Here is a 17,384-nt window from a genome sequence, read left to right on the forward strand (position 1 = left end):
GCGCGTTAGCGGCTGCGGGCTCCGCCTGCCCGGCGGCTTCTGCCCAGTGCCGCAAGGCCCTATCCGGGCCAGATGCCCCCACCTAGCTTGAAGGCATGACTGCCGGAGGCTCCGCGGGGTTTGACGGACCCGCCTCGGACGCAATGTTGAAGCTGGGGCGTTTCTTCACGAAATGGGACCAGACCGACGACGGCAGGGCGGTGTTCCGGGAGGGCGGCCGTAAGGGCGACATCTTCTACCGCGACCGGTGGAGCCACGACAAGGTGGTCCGCTCCACGCACGGGGTGAACTGCACCGGCTCGTGCTCCTGGAAGGTGTACGTCAAGGACGGCATCATCACCTGGGAATCGCAGCAGACCGACTACCCGTCCGTCGGACCGGACAGCCCGGAATACGAGCCGCGGGGCTGCCCCCGCGGCGCGGCCTTCTCCTGGTACACCTACTCGCCCACCCGCGTCCGCTTCCCCTATGCCCGCGGCGTCCTCGTGGAGATGTACCGGGAAGCCAAGGCCCGGCTCGGCGACCCGGTCCTTGCCTTCGCCGACGTCGCCGGCGACCCCGAGCGGCGGCGCCGCTACCAGCTGGCCCGCGGCAAGGGCGGCCTGGTCCGGGTGTCCTGGCAGGAAGCGATCGAGATCGCCGCCGCCGCCCACGTGAACACGATCAAGAACTACGGCCCGGACCGTTGCGCCGGGTTCTCGCCCATCCCCGCGATGTCGATGGTCTCGCACGCGGTCGGAACCCGCTTCATCCAGCTGATCGGCGGCGTGATGACGTCGTTCTACGACTGGTACGCTGACCTGCCCGTGGCCAGCCCGCAGGTCTTCGGGGACCAGACCGACGTCCCGGAATCCGGTGACTGGTGGGACGCTGGCTACCTCATGATGTGGGGCTCCAACGTCCCCGTCACCCGCACCCCGGACGCGCACTGGATGGCCGAAGTGCGGTACCGCGGCACCAAGGTCGTTACGGTCAGCCCGGACTACGCGGACAACACGAAGTTCGCCGACGAATGGCTCCCTGCCCAGGCCGGTACCGACGCCGCGCTGGCCATGGCGATGGGTCACGTGATGCTCAAGGAATTCTTCGTCGAGCGCGAGGTCCCGTTCTTCTCCGACTACGTCCGCCAGTACACCGACCTGCCGTTCCTGCTCCGGCTCGAGCGGCGCGACGACGGCACCCTCACCCCCGCGAAATTCCTCACCGCCCGGGACCTATCGGCCGAGGCAGGGGCCGAGGACGCGGCGTTCCGCACCGTGCTGTTCGACAAGAGGACCGGGCGGCCCGCCGTCCCCAACGGCTCCATGGGCTTCCGCTATTCCGGCAGCGGCGAGGGCAAATGGAACCTGGACCTTGAGGGGATCGAACCGGCGCTGTCGCTGCGTGAAGTCTCCGGTACGAGCGCCGAGATCCTGCTGCCATGCTTCGAGCAGGCCGACGGCACCGGCAGTGTGCTCCGGCGCGGGGTGCCCGTCATCGAGGTCGACGGCCAGCTGGTCACCACCGTGTTCGACCTCATGCTGGCCCAGTACGGCGTGGGCCGTGAGGGGCTCCCGGGCGACTGGGCCGCCGGCTACGAGGATGCGGCGACGCCCTACACCCCGGCCTGGCAGGAGGAGATCACTTCCGTTCCCGCCCAGGCCTGCATCCGGGTGGCGCGGGAGTTCGCCCGGAACGCCGAGCAGTCCAAGGGCCGCTCCATGATCATCATGGGCGCCGGGATCTGCCAGTGGTTCCACGGCGACACCACCTACCGGGCCGTCTTGGCGCTGGTGATGCTGACCGGCTGCATGGGCCGCAACGGCGGCGGCTGGGCGCACTACGTGGGGCAGGAAAAGACCCGGCCCGTCACCGGTTGGCTCTCGCTGGCCAACGCGCTGGACTGGTCACGCCCGCCGCGGACCATGATCGGCACCGGCTACTGGTACATGCACACCGACCAGTGGCGACAGGACGGCTACTCCGCGGATGCCCTGAAATCACCACTGTCCACCGGAGCCCTCGACGGCATGCACACCGCGGACGCGCTGGCCCAGTCCGCCCGGCTCGGCTGGATGCCGTTCTACCCCCAGTTTGACCGCAACCCGCTGGACCTCGCGGACGAGGCGGAGGCCGCGGTGGCCGCCGGGACCGCCAAGGACACCCCCGGCTACATTGCGGATGCGCTCAAGAACCGCACCCTGAACCCGGCGATCGAGGACGTGGACGCCCCGGAAAACTGGCCGCGGACACTCGTGCTGTGGCGCTCCAACCTGTTCGGTTCCTCGGCGAAGGGCAACGAGTACTTCCTGCGGAACCTGCTCGGCACGCACAACAACGTCCTGGGCAAGGACCACGCCGAAGGGCTCAGGCCCACTGACGTGAAATGGCATGAGCGGGCGCCGGAAGGAAAACTGGACCTGCTGGTCTCCGCGGACTTCCGGATGACCTCCACCACGCTGCTGTCCGACATCGTGTTCCCGGCCGCCACCTGGTACGAAAAGCACGACCTGTCCTCCACTGACATGCACCCGTTTGTGCACGCCTTCACCCCCGCGATCGACCCGCCGTGGGAGACCAAAACGGACTTCGACATGTTCCACCTGCTGGCCCAGGAGTTCTCCCGGCAGGCCAGGACCCACCTGGGCACGCGCCGGGACCTGGTCAGCGTGCCGCTGCAGCACGACACCCCCGGCCAGCTCGCCCAGCCCGGCGGGATCGTCCGGGACTGGCGGGACAGGTCCATCCCCGCGGTCCCGGGCCGGAACATGCCCATTTTTTCCGTCGTGGAACGGGACTACACGGCCATCGCGGACAAGCTGGCCGCCGTCGGGCCGCTGGCCGACAAACTGGGCTTCACGGTCAAGAATGTCACCTACAAACTGGCCGGGCCGTTGCGGCGGCTCAGCCGCTCCAACGGTGTGATGCTCGGCGGCGCCGCGGACGGCCGGCCGGCGATCGACACCGACGCGAAAATGGCGGAGGCCATCCTGGCGTTCTCCGGAACCACCAACGGCGCCCTGTCGGTCCAGGGATTCAAGGACCTGGAAATCCGCACCGGGCGGAAACTGGCGGACCTCGCCGAAGGGTCCGAGGAAAAGTTCATCACCTTCGCCCAGACCCAGGCCGGCCCGGTCCCGGTGATCACCTCGCCGGAATGGTCCGGATCCGAAACGGGCGGACGGCGCTACGCCCCGTTCACGATCAATGTGGAGCGGCTCAAGCCCTTCCACACCCTGACCGGCAGGATGCACTTCTTCCTGGACCACGACTGGATGATCGACATCGGCGAGGCGCTGCCGATCTACCGGCCGCCGCTGGACATGCACCGGCTCTTCGGTGAGCCCAAACTCGGCGGGGACGGCCGGCTGGAAGTTGTGGTCCGCTACCTGACCCCACACTCCAAATGGTCCATCCACTCCGAATACCAGGACAACCTGCTGATGCTCTCGCTGTCCCGCGGCGGGCCCACCGTGTGGATGAGCCCCGCCGACGCGGAGTCCATCCAGGTCAAGGACAACGACTGGGTGGAGTGCCTGAACATCAACGGTGTGCTGGTGGCCCGGGCCATCGTCAGCCACCGGATGCCGGCCGGCGTGGTCTACGTCCACCACGCGCAGGAACGCACCATCGACGTGCCGAAGTCCGAAGCGACGGGACGGCGCGGCGGCATCCACAATTCCGTGACCCGGCTGCTGGTCAAACCCTCGCACCTGATCGGCGGCTACGCCCAGCTGGCCTACGCGTTCAACTATCTTGGCCCCACCGGAAACCAGCGCGACATGGTCGCCACCGTCCGCCGCCGTTCCCAGGAGGTGCAGTACTGATGCGTGTTATGGCTCAAATGGGCATGGTCATGAACCTGGACAAATGCATCGGCTGCCACACCTGTTCCGTGACCTGCAAGCAGGCCTGGACCAACCGGGCGGGCACCGAATACGTCTGGTTCAACAACGTCGAAACCCGCCCCGGGCAGGGGTATCCGCGCCGCTACGAGGACCAGGACAAATGGCGGGGCGGCTGGGAGCTGAACAGGCGCGGCAAACTGGTCCTCAAGGCAGGCGGCCGGGTCAAGAAGCTCTTCGGGATCTTCGCCAGCCCGGTCCAGCCCGAGCTCAAGGACTACTACGAGCCGTGGACCTACGACTACAAGACCCTCGTCGACGCGCCCCTGGGCGACGATTTCCCGGTGGCCAGGCCCAAGTCCCTGATCACCGGGGAGGACACCAAGATCACCTGGTCGGCGAACTGGGACGATGACCTGGGCGGTTCCACCGAAAACGGGCACCTGGATCCGATCGTGGAGAAGGTCCGGCGGGAATCCGAGGACAAGATCAAGTTCGCCTACGAGCAGACCTTCATGTTCTACCTGCCCCGGATCTGCGAGCACTGCCTGAACCCGTCCTGCATGGCGTCCTGCCCCTCCGGCGCGATCTACAAGCGGGTGGAGGACGGGATTGTGCTGGTGGACCAGGACAAGTGCCGGGGCTGGCGGCAGTGCGTCACCGGCTGCCCGTACAAAAAGATCTACTTCAACCACAAGACCGGCAAGGCCGAGAAGTGCACCTTCTGCTACCCGCGGGTGGAGGTAGGGCTGCCGACGGTCTGCTCGGAGACCTGCGTGGGCCGGCTGCGGTACCTGGGATTGTTCCTGTACGACGCCGACGCCGTCACCGCGGCGGCGGCCGTCACCGACCCCCAGGAACTCTACGACGCCCAGATGGACGTGCTGCTGGACCCGAACGACCCCGCCGTCCAGGCCGAGGCCCGCGGCCAGGGCATCCCGGAGGACTGGATCGACGCCGCCCGGCGCTCGCCGGTCTACGCCCTCGCCAAGGTCTACCAGGTGGCGCTGCCGCTGCACCCCGAATACCGGACCATGCCGATGGTCTGGTACGTGCCGCCGCTGTCCCCGGTGGTTGACCTGCTCCGCGACCAGGGGCACGACGGCGAGGACGCCGGCAACCTCTTTGGCGCCATCGACGCGCTGCGCATCCCGGTGGAATACCTCGCGGAACTCTTCACCGCCGGCGACGCGGACCGCGTCACCGCGGTGCTGAAGAAGCTCGCGGCGATGCGCTCCTTCATGCGCGGCATCAGCCTCGGCAACGACCCGGACGACTCCATCCCCGAAGCCGTGGGCATGGACGGGCAGACCATGTACGAGATGTACCGGCTGATGGCGATCGCGAAGTACGAGGAACGCTACGTCATCCCGAAGGCGCACGTGGAGCAGGCCCATGATCTTGAGGAGATGGGCTGCTCGCTGGACTTCGAGGGCGGCCCCGGCATGCAGGATTCCTCCCCGTTCGGCGAGGCCAGCGGCAGGCCCGTCCCGGTGGCGGTGGAAACCTTCAACGCCCTGCGGGACCGGCAGACCTCCGACGAGGCGCCCGGCGGGACCACCCTGCGCGGCCGGGTGAACCTGCTGAACTGGGACGGCACGGGGGCTCCCTCCGGGCTCTTTCCGGAAAAGGCGCCCGTCCCGGAGAAACCGCCCGCGCCCGGTCCCGCAGAAGGAGCGCAGCCGTGAACCGGCGCCAGCAGGTTCTCTACCTCGCGGCGGCCTGGTGCCTGTCCTACCCGGACGAGGACCTCATTGGCCGGGTGCCGCTCATGCGGGCCGCGCTGGGCGAGTTCCCGGGCGCCGCCGCGGACTTCCGGGGCGTGCTGGATTCGCTGGAAACCACGCCGCCGATGGAAAGCCAGGCCCACTACGTGCGTGAGTTCGACCTCGGCAAGCGCCACGCCCTGCACCTGTCCTACTGGACGGACGGGGACACCCGGCGCCGCGGCGAAGTCCTGGGCAACTTCAAAAAGACGTACCGGCAAAGCGACATCCTGGTCGACACCCACGGGGAACTGCCGGACTACCTGCCTATGGTGCTGGAATACGCCGCGCTGGTGGATCTGGCCGCCGGCAGGGAGCTGCTGACCCGCTTCCGGGCCAGCCTCGAGATGCTCCGCTTCGGGCTGCTGCGGGACGAACTGCCGCACGCCAGGATCCTGCAGGCCATCTGCGCCACGCTGCCGGGGAAGTCGCCGGCGGACGAGCAGGCCGTGATGCGGATGGCCGGCTACGGCCCGCCCACCGAAGCCGTGGGCCTGGACCCGTACGATCCGCGCCTGCTGCCCGTGAAGGGGGCCTGACCATGCTGGCATTCGAAGCCGAGCCCGGATCCGCCGTCGAAATCTCCGCCTTGGACATCGTGCTCTGGGGTGTCCTGCCGTACGTCATGGTCGCGGTGCTGGTGGGCGGGCTGGTCTGGCGGTACAAATACGACCAGTTCGGCTGGACCACCAGGTCGTCCCAGCTCTACGAATCCCGGCTGCTGCGGATCGCCTCGCCGCTGTTCCACTTTGGCCTGCTCGCCGTCATCGCCGGCCACTTCTTCGGCCTGGTCATTCCGATGGCCTGGACCCAGGCAGTGGGCATGAGCCAGGACTTCTACCACTTCAACGCCCTCTTTGTGGGCGGGATCGCGGGGGTCGGGACGCTGGGCGGGATCCTCCTGCTGATCTACCGCCGCCGCACCACCGGACCGGTCTTCATGGCCACCACCGGGAACGACAAGACGATGTACGTGGTGCTGACCGCCGCCATCGTGTTGGGCCTGTGGACCACCCTGGCGAGTGTCTTCGAGGGCGAGCACGGGCACAACTACCGCGAAACGGTGGCCCCGTGGTTCCGCTCCCTGTTCGTCTTCCAGCCCGACCTCGGGGCCATGGCGGCCGCGCCGTTCTCCTTCCACCTGCACACCCTGGTCGGCATGGCGCTCTTCGTGATCTGGCCCTTCACCAGGCTCGTCCATGCCTTTACCGCGCCGTTCCACTACCTGTTCCGTCCCTACATCGTCTACCGCTCGCGCGACCGGGACCGGGACGGCGGCAGGGCCGGCGCAGCCGCGCGTGCCTCCAACGTCGCCGCTCGCCGCGGCTGGTCCGCGGTCGGAACCCGCGACCGGGACACCCGGAACCGCTGAACCGGACTGGAATCGACTGCAGCTCACCTGACCGAGAGGAAAACCCGTGGCCGGATCCGTGTCCCTTCCTTCCGCCGTCCCCGCCGGGCGGACGCGTAACCTGGTGCTCGCCACCTCGGCGTCGGTGGTCGGTTTCTGGGCCTGGAACTCGGTGGCCACCCTCAGCGCCTTCTACACACAAACCCTGCAGCTGAACCCGGCCGCGACCGGCGTGCTGGTGGCCATGCCGGTGTTCGTCGGCTCGCTGGGACGGATCGTCGTCGGCGCCCTGACGGACCGGTACGGCGGCCGTGTGATGTTCACCTTCGTGCTGCTCGCCTCCATCCTGCCGATCCTGCTCGTGGCGATCGGGGGACTCCTCAGTTCCTTCGCCCTGGTGCTGGGGGCCGCGCTCTTGCTGGGCGTCGCCGGAACGGTCTTCGCCGTCGGGATCCCGTTTGTCAGCGCCTGGTACGAGCCGTCCCGGCGCGGCTTCGCCACCGGCGTCTTCGGTGCCGGGATGGGCGGCACGGCGCTGGCCGCCTTCCTGAACCCGCGGCTGGTCGCCGGGATCGGCTACTTCCCCACGCACCTGCTGATCGCCGCGATCCTCGCCGTGATGGCGGCACTGGTCTGGTTCCGGATGAAGGAAGCCCCGGGCTGGACCCGCAGCAGCCTCCCGGTCGTGCCCAAGTTGCTTGACGCCGCGAAGACCGCGGTCACCTGGAAGATGTGCTTCCTCTACGCGGTGGTCTTCGGCGGTTTCGTCTCCTTCGCCACCTACCTGCCCACCTACCTCCGCGACGTCTACAGCTTCGATCCGAGCGGCGCCGGGGCCCGCACCGCCGGTTTCGCCCTCGCGGCCGTGCTGGCACGGCCGGTGGGCGGCATACTCGCGGACAGATTCGGGCCCAAGCCCGTGGTCGTCACCTCACTGACGGGCGTTGCGATCCTCGCCTGGGTGGTGAACCTGCAGCCCGACGGCGAGGTCCCCGCCGGCCTGACGTTCGTCGCCATGGCGGCGGCGCTGGGCCTCGGGGCAGGGGGCGTTTTCGCCTGGGTCGGGGTGCTCGCGCCGCCGGGGAAAGTCGGCAGCATCAGCGGCGTGGTGAGCGCGGCCGGAGGCCTGGGCGGGTACTTCCCGCCGCTGATCATGGGCGCGACGTACGACGCCGCGACGCACAGCTACTCGATCGGACTGCTGCTGCTGGTGGTCACGGCGCTGGGTGCGCTGGCCTTTACCATCTTCGCCATGCCGGGCCGGGCGAAGGCCAAGGTCGCGGCCGCCTAGCCGGGTCCGCGGAGCGTGGACATGTCAGCCGAAGGCCAGATGGGCCACGGTAAAGATCGCGAGTCCGGCCAGGGCGCCGACCACGGTGCCGTTGATCCGGATGAACTGCAGGTCCTTGCCGATCTGGAGTTCGATCTTCTCCGAGGTCTCCTCCGCGTCCCAGCGGGCCACGGTATCGGTGATCACCCCCGCGATGTCCGAGCGGTACGTCTTCACGAGGTACCCGGCGGCGTCGCCGATCCACTTGTTCACCTTGCCGGCCAGCTCCGGATCCACCACCAGCCGGGTGCCGAAGTCATGCACGGCGGCCTTGAACCTGACGGTCAGTTCGCTGTGCGGATCGTCGACGGCGGAAAGCAGCGCCGCCTTGATCGTGCCCCAGGTGCGGGAGGCAAGTTCGCGGATCTCGGGATCACCGAGGACCTGGGCCTTGATGCCCTCGGCCCGGGCGATCATCACCGGATCATGCTGCAGGTCCTGGGCGAGGTCCTTGAGGTACTTATCGATCGACCGGCGGACCTGGTGCTCCGGATCGGACTGCACGGCGCGGGTGAACTTCAGGATCTCCACGTAGACCTTGTCGCCGACCAGCCCGTCCACGAACGACGGCACCCACGTCGGGGAGCGGTCGGTGACCAGCCGGTTGACCGTGTCCTGGTTGTCCCGGACCCAGTCCACGGTGCGGTCCACGAGCACGTCCACCAGCGCGTGGTGGTGGCCTTCCTCGAAGATGCGCTGGGCGACCCGTCCCACCGGGGGACCCCACGGCGGGTCGATCAGGTGCCGGCGGACCATGCCCTCGATCACGGCCTGGACGTCGTCGTCGTTGAGCACCGTAAAGGCGCCGCGGATGACGGCGGCGCCTTCCCTGGCGACGCGTTCGGCGCCGCCGGGTCCGGAGAGCCACGCGCCGGCCTTCCGGGCGATGTCAACGGAAGCCAGTTTTTCCTGGACCACCTGCTCGGAGAGGAAGTTGGTTTCCACGAATTCGCCCAGCGAGGCACCGATCTGGTCCTTGCGCTGCGGGATGATGGCGGTGTGCGGGATCTTGAGGCCCATCGGGTACTTGAAGAGGGCCGTCACGGCGAACCAGTCGGCGAGGGCGCCGACCATGCCGCCCTCCGCCGCGGCCCGGACATATTCCAGCCAGGGGTACTGCTTCTGGAAGGCAAAGGCGACCACAAAGACAATGGCCATCAGGATCAGCAGCGAGAGCGCCAGCAGCTTCATCCGCCGCAGCGCGGACGCCTTTTCGGCGTCACCGGCGGACACGGTCTGGCGGCGTCCGGGACCGCCGGGCGCGGCGGCGCCGCCGGGGCTCTCCGAACGGGTACTTGGCTCAGTATTCACCTGCATGTGCCCAGCCTAGCCCCGCTTTGGCAGCGGCCGTCGGCTAACGTGGCAGCATGACGACCGACGAGTCCACGGCAGCCCGTCCGCTGGTCTACGCCCACCGCGGTTCCAGCGAGGCATTCGCCGAACACACCCGGGCCGCCTACCTGCAGGCAATCGCCGACGGCGCCGACGGTGTGGAGTGCGACATCCACCTCACCCGGGACCAGCACGCTGTGCTTCTGCACGACGCCAACCTGGACCGCACCTCGGATGGTACCGGCCCGGTGGCGGACCGCACCCTCGAACAGCTCCACCAGCTGGACTTCTCCTCCTGGAAGGGCGCCAGGATCCCGGACAAATACGGCGCCCGGTCCACGCAGCTGCTGACGCTGCCCGAGCTGCTGGTGCTGCTGCGGACCGCAGGCCGGGAGATCGGGCTGGCGATCGAACTCAAACACCCCAGCCCCTTCCAGCTCAAGCTGGAGGACCGGGTCCTTGCTGTCCTCAGAGCCGAGGGCTGGGACCCTGGGACGTCCCGGCTTGGCAACATCAGGGTGTCGTTCATGAGCTTCAGCCCGGACTCCGTCAAGCACCTGCTGAAGTCAGTCCCGGCGTTCGCCGTGTGCCAGCTCGTGGACGACGTCAACGCCGAGGAGATCCGGGAGGAACTCGGCCTGGGGGCACTCACCGGCGGGGCGCTGGCGAACGTGATGAAGGCCGCGCAAACCGAAGCCGAGCGGATCCTGGACGACTGCGAGGCAGGGCTGGCAGGGCCGGGCATCGACTATGTCCGCGGGCATTCGCGGACCATCCGGCGCTGGCTCAACTCCGGCCGCCGCTTCCGGGTATGGACCGTGGACTCGGAAAACGACGTCGCACTCTGCCGGCAGCTCGGGGTCCACGAGATCACCACCAACCGGCCCGCGCAGGTCCTCGCCCAACTGACCGCCGGGTCCCCGAGCCTCCGCTGAGCCGGCTGCCGGCGTCCCTAGGCCGCGAGATCGCGGCGCCGCCAGCCGGCATAGCCCAGCGCCGACAGGGCCGCCGCAGCAACGATCAGGCCGGTCAGCCCCGGCACGCCCGCGGAGTCCACCGGCAGCAGCGGCGAGTGTCGGAACGGCGAGAGGTCCATCAGCCATTCCGGCGCGTTCCAGAGCACGCCGAATTCGCCCAGGGCGACGAAGGCCAGCAAGAGGCCCCAGACCGCGCCGGCCAGCCGGGGCGCCCAGCCAAACACCGCAAGAGCAGCGCTGGCCACCACCCACGCGGCGGGGACCTGGGCCAGGGCGGCCACAGTGCTGCGGCCCACCAGGGCTGAGTCGTTGACGGCAAAGGCGGCGCCGACGCCGATCGACACACCCGCCAGCAGGAGCAGCCCGGCGACCCCGGCGAGGGCGAACACGAAGTGGCTGCTCGCCCAACGGATCCGGGTTGTGGCGGTGCCCAGCAGGGCTTCGGTGTGGCCCGCCGCCTCCTCGCTGCGCAGATGGTTGGCCGAGGACACCCCGTAGGCGGCGGCCAGTAAGCCCATGATGCTGATTTCGGCGGCCAGGAAGGCGTCGGTCAGGGCCTGCCGGCCGCCCAGCATCTTGAGCAGGTCCTGGGCGTTGGCTGAACTCAGCAGCTCTCCCACGTTGCTGACCAGGGAACCGATCACGAGCCCGAAAACGAGGAATGCGACGGCCCACGCCACCAGCACACGGTACTGCAGGCGCACTGCCAGGTCCCAGACGCCGGCGAGCGAACCGACGGCCGGCCCAGGGCGTTCAGCACGGAGCCCCGCACCAAGGTCGCGCCTGGCGCGGAGCGCAAAGGCGGCCGGGACCAGCACGACACACAGGCTGACCGGCAGCACCAGCACCCACCAGCGGTCCCCGGCGAACGCGCGGATCTGCTGGTTCCACCCGATGGGCGACAGCCACGAGAATACCGACGGCCCCGGTTCGGCCAGGTCCCCGACGGCCCGCAATGCGTATGTGACGGCAACGACGCCGATGCTGACCCCGGTGGCGGCCCGGGCGCTGGCGGTCAGCTGGGCGGCCAGCCCTGCCACGGCGCTGAAAGCCATTCCAGTGGCAGCCCAGCCCAGGCCAAAGGCGAGGGAACCGGCGGCCGGCAATCCGCCGGCAGCCAGCCCGGCTGCCGAGAGCAAGCCGAGCACCACGTTGGCGCCGAGGCTGATCGTGAGGGCGGACGCCAGCGGGGCGTCGCGGCCCAATCTGCCTCCGCCGAGCAGCTCCAGGCGCCCGGTCTCCTCATCGCTGCGGGTATGCCGAATGGTGAGGATGACCATGAGGACGGCGAGGATCGCGGTCATGAACGCGGTGTATTTGATCAGCGAGAGGGCACCAATGGAGCCGGGATCGTAGATCCGTCCGAAGAGGGCCACCATCGAGGCGGTCGCATTCAGGGCGGTGGAGGCCTCGATGCGGCTCGCGACGTCCGGGTACAGCTCCGCGCCGGCCCGGGCCGTCGAATAGGCAATCAATGCGAAGCCAGCGATCCAGAGCGGCAGCAGCCAGCGGTCCCGCCGCAGCCCGAGCCAGATCAGGGCACCCGTTCCGGCCAGGTTCTCAGGCATCGCCGGCCCGCCGTGCGCCCGGCCCCGCGGTGTTGGACCGGCCCGGCGACGGGCCGACGGCCGCGGCGGGAACCCCGGCGGCGATGTCGCCGTAGTGGCGCAGGAACAGGTCCTCCAGCGTCGGCGGCTGGCTCGTGAGGGACGTCAGTCCCGCCGTCGTGAGTGCCTGCAGCAGGTGACTGAGCCCGGCGGGCTCAACCTGGGCATTGACCCGGTGGTTGGTGATGACGACGTCGTGGACGCCGGGCAGGAGGTCCAGCCCGGGAGGCACCGTTGCGACGTCGGCCGTCACCGACGTGCGCGTCAAGTGCCGCAGCTGCTCCAGCGGGCCGGTCTCCACCACCTTCCCGGAGCGGATGATGCTGACCCGGTCGGAGAGCGCTTCGGCTTCGCTGAGGATATGGCTGCTCAGCACAACGGTGCGCCCCTGCCCGCGCAGTTCACGGACGCAGCCGCGGAACGCGTCCTCCATCAGCGGGTCCAGCCCGCTCGTCGGTTCGTCCAGCAGGAACAGCTCGGCATCGGTGGCCAGGGCGGCAACGAGGGCGACTTTCTGCCGGTTTCCTTTGGAGTAGGTGCGCGACTTCTTGGTGGGATCCAGCTCGAACAGGTCCAGCAGGCGGTCCCGGCGGGCGCGGTCCTGGCCGCCCTGCAGCCGGCCCAGCAGGTCGATCACTTCGCCGCCCGTCAGGTTCGGCCAGAGGGCCACGTCCCCCGGGACATAGGCCAGCCGGCGGTGCAGGGTGGCCACCTCGCGCCACGGATCCAGCCCGAGCACCCGGATGGAACCCGCATTGGAGCGCAGCAGGCCCAGCAGCAGGCGCAGGGTGGTGGACTTGCCGGATCCGTTGGGGCCAAGGAAACCGTGCACCTCGCCGGCGGCCACCTCGAAATCCAGTCCGTCCAGGGCCGTGACGGCTCCGAAACGCTTCACCACACCGGTAATTTCCACGACACCGCTCATAGTCAACAACGTACGCCGGAATGACGGGCGGCGACCCCTGCGGAAAGACCTGTTTCTGCCACGGCAGCCGCGGTCAGCGGGGAGTCCGAGGCTGTGATTGAGTTGTTCCATGCCATCTCGCACGTCCGGACGGGACACCCAGACGCCGAAACCGGTCCGGCCATGACACTCCTGCAGTCCCCGGCCGTGCGGGTCGGGCTCTCCATCAGCTTCGCCACCGGTCTCTACGGGGTGTCCTTCGGCGCACTGTCCGTCACCTCCGGGCTCGACTTCTGGCAGACCATGGCCCTGAGCCTGCTGCTGTTCAGCGGCGGGTCGCAGTTCGCCTTCATCGGCGTGGTGGCCGGAGGCGGCTCCGGCGTCGCCGCGATGGGAGCGGCTACTCTGCTGGGCATGCGCAACGGCATCTACGGAATGCAGATCAACGCCCTGCTGCAGCCGCGGGGCTGGCTGCGGTTCGCGGCCGCCCATGTCACCATCGACGAGTCCACCGCCACGGGCACCGGACAGACGGACCCGCTCGAGCAGAAGCGCGGCTTCTGGACCGCCGGCCTGGGCATTTTCGTCCTTTGGAACCTGTTCACCGCCGTCGGCGCGCTGGCCGGCGGGGCGCTGGGGGATCCCAAGCAATGGGGGCTCGACGGCGCCGCCGTGGCGGCGTTCCTGGGCCTGCTCTGGCCGCGGCTCAAGGGCCGGGAACCTGTCGCGATCGCCGTCGTCTGCGCCCTGGCCACTGTCCTTGCTGTTCCGTTCGTGCCGGCCGGGGTGCCTATCCTGGTGGCTGCGGTGGTTGCGGCGGCCATCGGCTGGTTCAGCCATGGCCGCAGTGACGAGGGACTGGAACCGGATGTAGACCCCTACGCCGAACGCCCGCATGCCCGCCCCCCGGGAGCTGTCACATGACGCTGTGGATGTGGCTGCTGCTCTCCTGCCTGCTGGCGTATGCCTGGAAACTGCTGGGCTACCTGGTCCCGGCCAGCGTGCTCCGCGATCCGCGGATGTCCCGAATCGCGGGGACCATAACCATTGGCCTGCTGGCGTCCCTGACGATCGTGAACACCGTGGCCTCGGGCCAGACGCTGGCGCTGGATGCGCGTCTGGGGGCACTGGCAGCGGCTGGCATCGCCCTGGTGTTCCGGGCGCCCTTCCTTGTGGTTGTCCTCGCCGGAGCCGGGGCAGCGGCCGGACTCCGGCTGTTGGGCTGGAGCTAGCAACCCCGCCGGGTCCAGGCGTGCCGCTGACGAAACGGTCTTTAGTCCCTATTTGCGGCAAAGCCCCCATGGGACCATTCGGGTATGAGCGAGAACGACGATCCGGATACTCCCGCGCCCGGAAAAGGGCAGCATCACAAACCGCACGAGCCATTCGTTCCGCCGGGAGCAGAGTCCACGCGCGAGCTCCGCGAGATGGCCAGGCGCCGGCGGGAGGCCGAGGAAAAGCTGCAGCACCACCTGCAGGAGGCCAAAGAGAAGCCGGCGGAGGACTGATGCCGGGAACCCGGCTCGCGGAGCGCCTGCAGGATCTCTTGCTGGACAATGACGTACTCGAGGATTTCCTCCGGCAACTGTCCGGCCTGGCCGCCGAGTTCGCCTCCGCTGAGACCGGCCGCCCGATGCTGTGCTCGGTGCGGGTGGACCGGAGACGTCAGCAGATGCTCCTGGCCGCCAGCCACCCCGAAGCCCGGACGCTGGACGGGTTGCAGGACCACGTGGGGGAGGGCCCGGGGCTGGAGGCCCGGCAGACCGGGCGGGCAGTGATGGTTCCGGACACGACGATGGATCCCCGTTGGAGGCGCTATCAGCGGGCGGCCGCCCAGCGCGGGAGCCGAAGCATTCTCGCGGTTTCCCTGCTGGCTGATCGGGACGCCGCGGCCACCCTGACCTTCTTTTCGACGTCCCCCGAGGCATTCGACGACGGCGCCATGGCAGCCTGTGGCGTGCTGGCCGCCCGCGCCGCCCAGGTGACCAGGCTGGCCATCCGCCTGGAATCCGCCCAGGGCATGAACCGGGACCTGCTGCAGGCCCTGCGGTCGCGGACCGAGATCAACCTGGCCACCGGCATCCTGATGGCACAGAGCCGCTGCTCGCAGTCGGAAGCCCTCGCGCTGCTGGCCAGGGTCTCCAACACCAGGAACGTCAAGCTCCGCATCGTTGCCAGGGAGATCCTTCGCCGGTTCGACGGCGGTCCCGCCGGAACGGCGTTCAGCACCTGAGCCCGTTCGGCGCCTGATCCCCTCTGCGACGGCGGGAAGGTCCGACGCGAAGGTCCTAGCCGAGCACGGAGCCGTACGCGGTGCCCGGCAGCGGTGCCTGCGGCGGCAGCGGCCGCTGCGGGCGCTCCGTGCGGATGGCGTCCTCGACGAGGGCCACCGGACGGCGCCAGGCATCCGAACCCGCCTCCATCGTGTCCACAACACCGATCAGCATAGCCAGCAGACGGATCAGGTCCGTCATCGAAATGTCGCTGCGCAGGGTTCCCTGGCCCTGTCCGCGTCCCAGCAGCACGGCCACGGATTCGATCAGGTCGCCCGTGATGCCGGTAAGCAGTCCGCGCCGGCCGGCGACGGCTCCCAGCAGGTTGGCCTCGTCACTGGCCACTCCCATCAGCGCGTCAATCACCCGGAACAGACCGTCCGCAGCGTCCGGCCCGGCGAGGGCTTCCTCGATGACCGGATCGACAAGAAGCCCGAGCTGGCGGTGCAGTGCCGCGAGGACCAGTTCCTCCTTGTCGGCGAAGTTCCGGAAGAGCGTGGCCGGTCCGACTCCGGCGGTCACGGCGATGGTCTGGAGCGGGACCTCCGGGCCATGCTCGCGGAAGCACTGGCGGGCGGCGGTGATGATCTTGTCCACGTTCCGCGCGGCGTCGGCGCGGAGCGGCCTGCGGTCTGCTACCCGGTTCATTTGCCTAGGTTAGCAACGCACAGCCGGAGCGGGGAGGTTACTCCCGGGTATTGATTTATGTGACGGTTCCGGGCGCAGATTCCGGGCCGGCAGGTCCTCCGGAGCACGTGACAGACTGGTGCCATGTTGCTTGCATTCTCTGTTGCACCCTCAGGCCGTCCCGCACGCACGGCCGACGACTCGACAGCCGCTTCCGCGGCCGTCCCGGCGGACGAGGCTTCGGTCCATGACGCGGTCGCCGAAGCGGTGCGGATTGTCCGCGAGTCCGGTCTGCCGAACCGCACGGACTCGATGTTCACCACGATCGAGGGGGAGTGGGATGAAGTCTTCGACGTCGTGAAGCGGGCCACCGAGGCCGTGGGCCGCTACGGCAGCAGGGTCTCCCTTGTCATTAAGGCGGACATCCGGCCCGGGTTTGCAGGCGAACTCACCGGAAAGCTGGACCGCCTGGAACAGGCCCTCGGGGGCACCCCGGGCCCCGCCGCCGGTTAGGATCCCGGGCCCGGGCAGGATCCGGACCGTGCGGAGCCTACCGCCGGGACGGGTCTGCTGGAACACTTGGGGCATGTTCGAGCATCAGCCCACCGCCCGCTGGATCGCCGTCGAGGACTTCCTGTCCGAGGCCGTGGTCCGCCCCGACAGCACCCTGAACCATGCCGTGGCCACCGCCCTCGAGGCGGGCATGCCGCCGATCGAAGTCGCCCCCACCGCCGGCAAACTGCTGAAACTCCTCGTCCAGCTCTCCGGCGCCCGCCGCGTGCTGGAGATCGGAACGCTGGCCGGCTTCAGCACCATCTGGATGGCCCAGGGGCTGCCCGACGGCGGCAGGCTGGTCACGTGCGAATACCTCCCCAAACATGCCGAGGTGGCCCGCGCCAACCTCGCCTTCGCCGGGCTGGGCCACCTCGTGGAGGTCCGGGTCGGGGCGGCACTGGACACGCTGCAGGCGCTCGCCGACGAGGGTGCCGAGCCCTTCGACTTCGTCTTCATTGACGCGGACAAGGAAAACAACCCGCACTACCTCGACTGGGCCATCCGGCTCGGCCGGCCCGGCACCGCCGTCGTCGTGGACAACATGGTCTGGGAAGGCGCCGTGCTGGATCCGAGCCTGGACACCGTCAACGCCCCGGGCATCGTCAGCGCCCTGAAAATGCTGGGCGAGGACCCGCGGCTGGACGGCACCGTAATCCAGACCGTGGGCTCCAAAGGCTGGGACGGTTTCGCCCTGGCGCGGGTCTTGTAGCAAACCGCGGGTGTCGCGCCCGCGGGAAAGCTGCCGCGGGGATCCGGAAAGTGCTAAGTGTGCTTAGATTTACAGTGCGGCCTGAAATTACTGGCCAGTACAGCGGCCGGCAGCCAGGGACGCCGAGAA

Annotated in this window: 16 protein-coding genes; 12 read left to right on the plus strand and 4 right to left on the minus strand. The window is 68.9% G+C overall.

From position 1 onward, the window contains the following. The first annotated feature begins 95 nt into the window (after positions 1-95). Genes J2X01_RS05135 through J2X01_RS05155 form a run of 5 tightly spaced genes read left to right on the plus strand, consistent with a single transcriptional unit; the run spans position 96 to position 8,232 of the window. Complete coding sequence (locus J2X01_RS05135; RefSeq protein WP_310051353.1) at positions 96-3,806, plus strand: nitrate reductase subunit alpha; 3,711 nt, start codon at positions 96-98, stop codon at positions 3,804-3,806. After that, positions 3,806-5,512: a nitrate reductase subunit beta gene (gene narH, locus J2X01_RS05140; protein WP_310051355.1), complete on the plus strand. Its 1,707-nt coding sequence runs from the start codon at positions 3,806-3,808 to the stop codon at positions 5,510-5,512. The genes J2X01_RS05135 and narH overlap by 1 nt, the downstream gene beginning before the upstream one ends. Continuing rightward, complete coding sequence (gene narJ, locus J2X01_RS05145) at positions 5,509-6,129, plus strand: nitrate reductase molybdenum cofactor assembly chaperone (RefSeq protein WP_310051357.1); 621 nt, start codon at positions 5,509-5,511, stop codon at positions 6,127-6,129. Before narH ends, narJ begins: the two co-directional genes overlap by 4 nt. A 2-nt stretch (positions 6,130-6,131) precedes the next feature. Next, positions 6,132-6,962, plus strand: coding sequence for a respiratory nitrate reductase subunit gamma (gene narI, locus J2X01_RS05150; RefSeq protein ID WP_310051359.1), 831 nt, complete (start codon positions 6,132-6,134; stop codon positions 6,960-6,962). 46 nt (positions 6,963-7,008) lie between these two features. Further along, the gene (locus J2X01_RS05155) at positions 7,009-8,232 is read left to right on the plus strand and encodes an MFS transporter (RefSeq protein WP_310051361.1); all 1,224 of its coding nucleotides are present in this window, start codon (positions 7,009-7,011) and stop codon (positions 8,230-8,232) included. Between the two features lie 24 nt (positions 8,233-8,256). Here J2X01_RS05155 and J2X01_RS05160 read toward each other — a convergent pair whose 3' ends face one another. Then, positions 8,257-9,588 (minus strand): DUF445 domain-containing protein, encoded by a 1,332-nt coding sequence (locus J2X01_RS05160; RefSeq protein WP_310051364.1) that lies wholly within the window; start codon positions 9,586-9,588, stop codon positions 8,257-8,259. Between the two features lie 50 nt (positions 9,589-9,638). On the opposite strand from J2X01_RS05160, the gene J2X01_RS05165 reads away from it, so the two are divergent. After that, positions 9,639-10,538: a glycerophosphodiester phosphodiesterase gene (locus tag J2X01_RS05165; protein ID WP_310051366.1), complete on the plus strand. Its 900-nt coding sequence runs from the start codon at positions 9,639-9,641 to the stop codon at positions 10,536-10,538. Positions 10,539-10,555: 17 nt separating this feature from the next. Here the strand turns inward: J2X01_RS05165 and J2X01_RS05170 are convergent, their stop codons facing one another. Both J2X01_RS05170 and J2X01_RS05175 read right to left on the minus strand, forming a co-directional pair. Then, positions 10,556-12,148, minus strand: a complete 1,593-nt coding sequence (locus J2X01_RS05170) for an ABC transporter permease (protein WP_310051368.1) — start codon at positions 12,146-12,148, stop codon at positions 10,556-10,558. Then, positions 12,141-13,112 carry an ABC transporter ATP-binding protein gene (locus J2X01_RS05175; protein ID WP_310051371.1) on the minus strand — a complete coding sequence of 324 codons (972 nt, stop codon included), beginning with the start codon at positions 13,110-13,112 and terminating at the stop codon, positions 12,141-12,143. The genes J2X01_RS05170 and J2X01_RS05175 overlap by 8 nt, the downstream gene beginning before the upstream one ends. A 162-nt stretch (positions 13,113-13,274) precedes the next feature. On the opposite strand from J2X01_RS05175, the gene J2X01_RS05180 reads away from it, so the two are divergent. The 4 genes from J2X01_RS05180 (at position 13,275) to J2X01_RS05195 (ending at position 15,324) form a co-directional block, all read left to right on the plus strand. Beyond that, a complete protein-coding gene (locus tag J2X01_RS05180) occupies positions 13,275-14,015 on the plus strand; it encodes an AzlC family ABC transporter permease (RefSeq protein ID WP_310051677.1) in 741 nt (246 codons plus the stop codon). Then, entirely contained in the window at positions 14,012-14,323 is a 312-nt protein-coding gene (locus tag J2X01_RS05185; RefSeq protein ID WP_310051373.1) for an AzlD domain-containing protein, read from the plus strand. The genes J2X01_RS05180 and J2X01_RS05185 overlap by 4 nt, the downstream gene beginning before the upstream one ends. A gap of 84 nt (positions 14,324-14,407) precedes the next feature. Next, positions 14,408-14,599 (plus strand): hypothetical protein, encoded by a 192-nt coding sequence (locus J2X01_RS05190; RefSeq protein ID WP_310051374.1) that lies wholly within the window; start codon positions 14,408-14,410, stop codon positions 14,597-14,599. Beyond that, complete coding sequence (locus J2X01_RS05195; RefSeq protein ID WP_310051376.1) at positions 14,599-15,324, plus strand: ANTAR domain-containing protein; 726 nt, start codon at positions 14,599-14,601, stop codon at positions 15,322-15,324. The genes J2X01_RS05190 and J2X01_RS05195 overlap by 1 nt, the downstream gene beginning before the upstream one ends. A gap of 55 nt (positions 15,325-15,379) precedes the next feature. On the opposite strand, the gene J2X01_RS05200 is transcribed toward J2X01_RS05195, so the two are convergent. Then, positions 15,380-16,012, minus strand: coding sequence for a TetR/AcrR family transcriptional regulator (locus J2X01_RS05200; protein ID WP_310051379.1), 633 nt, complete (start codon positions 16,010-16,012; stop codon positions 15,380-15,382). Positions 16,013-16,135: 123 nt separating this feature from the next. Between J2X01_RS05200 and J2X01_RS05205 the strand changes: the two genes are divergently transcribed. Further along, positions 16,136-16,504 (plus strand): thiamine-binding protein, encoded by a 369-nt coding sequence (locus J2X01_RS05205; protein WP_310051381.1) that lies wholly within the window; start codon positions 16,136-16,138, stop codon positions 16,502-16,504. A gap of 73 nt (positions 16,505-16,577) precedes the next feature. Further along, positions 16,578-17,255, plus strand: a complete 678-nt coding sequence (locus J2X01_RS05210) for an O-methyltransferase (protein ID WP_310051383.1) — start codon at positions 16,578-16,580, stop codon at positions 17,253-17,255. The last annotated feature ends 129 nt before the right edge of the window (positions 17,256-17,384 follow it).

This window comes from Arthrobacter ginsengisoli (assembly GCF_031456935.1).
Lineage (GTDB): Bacteria > Actinomycetota > Actinomycetes > Actinomycetales > Micrococcaceae > Arthrobacter > Arthrobacter ginsengisoli.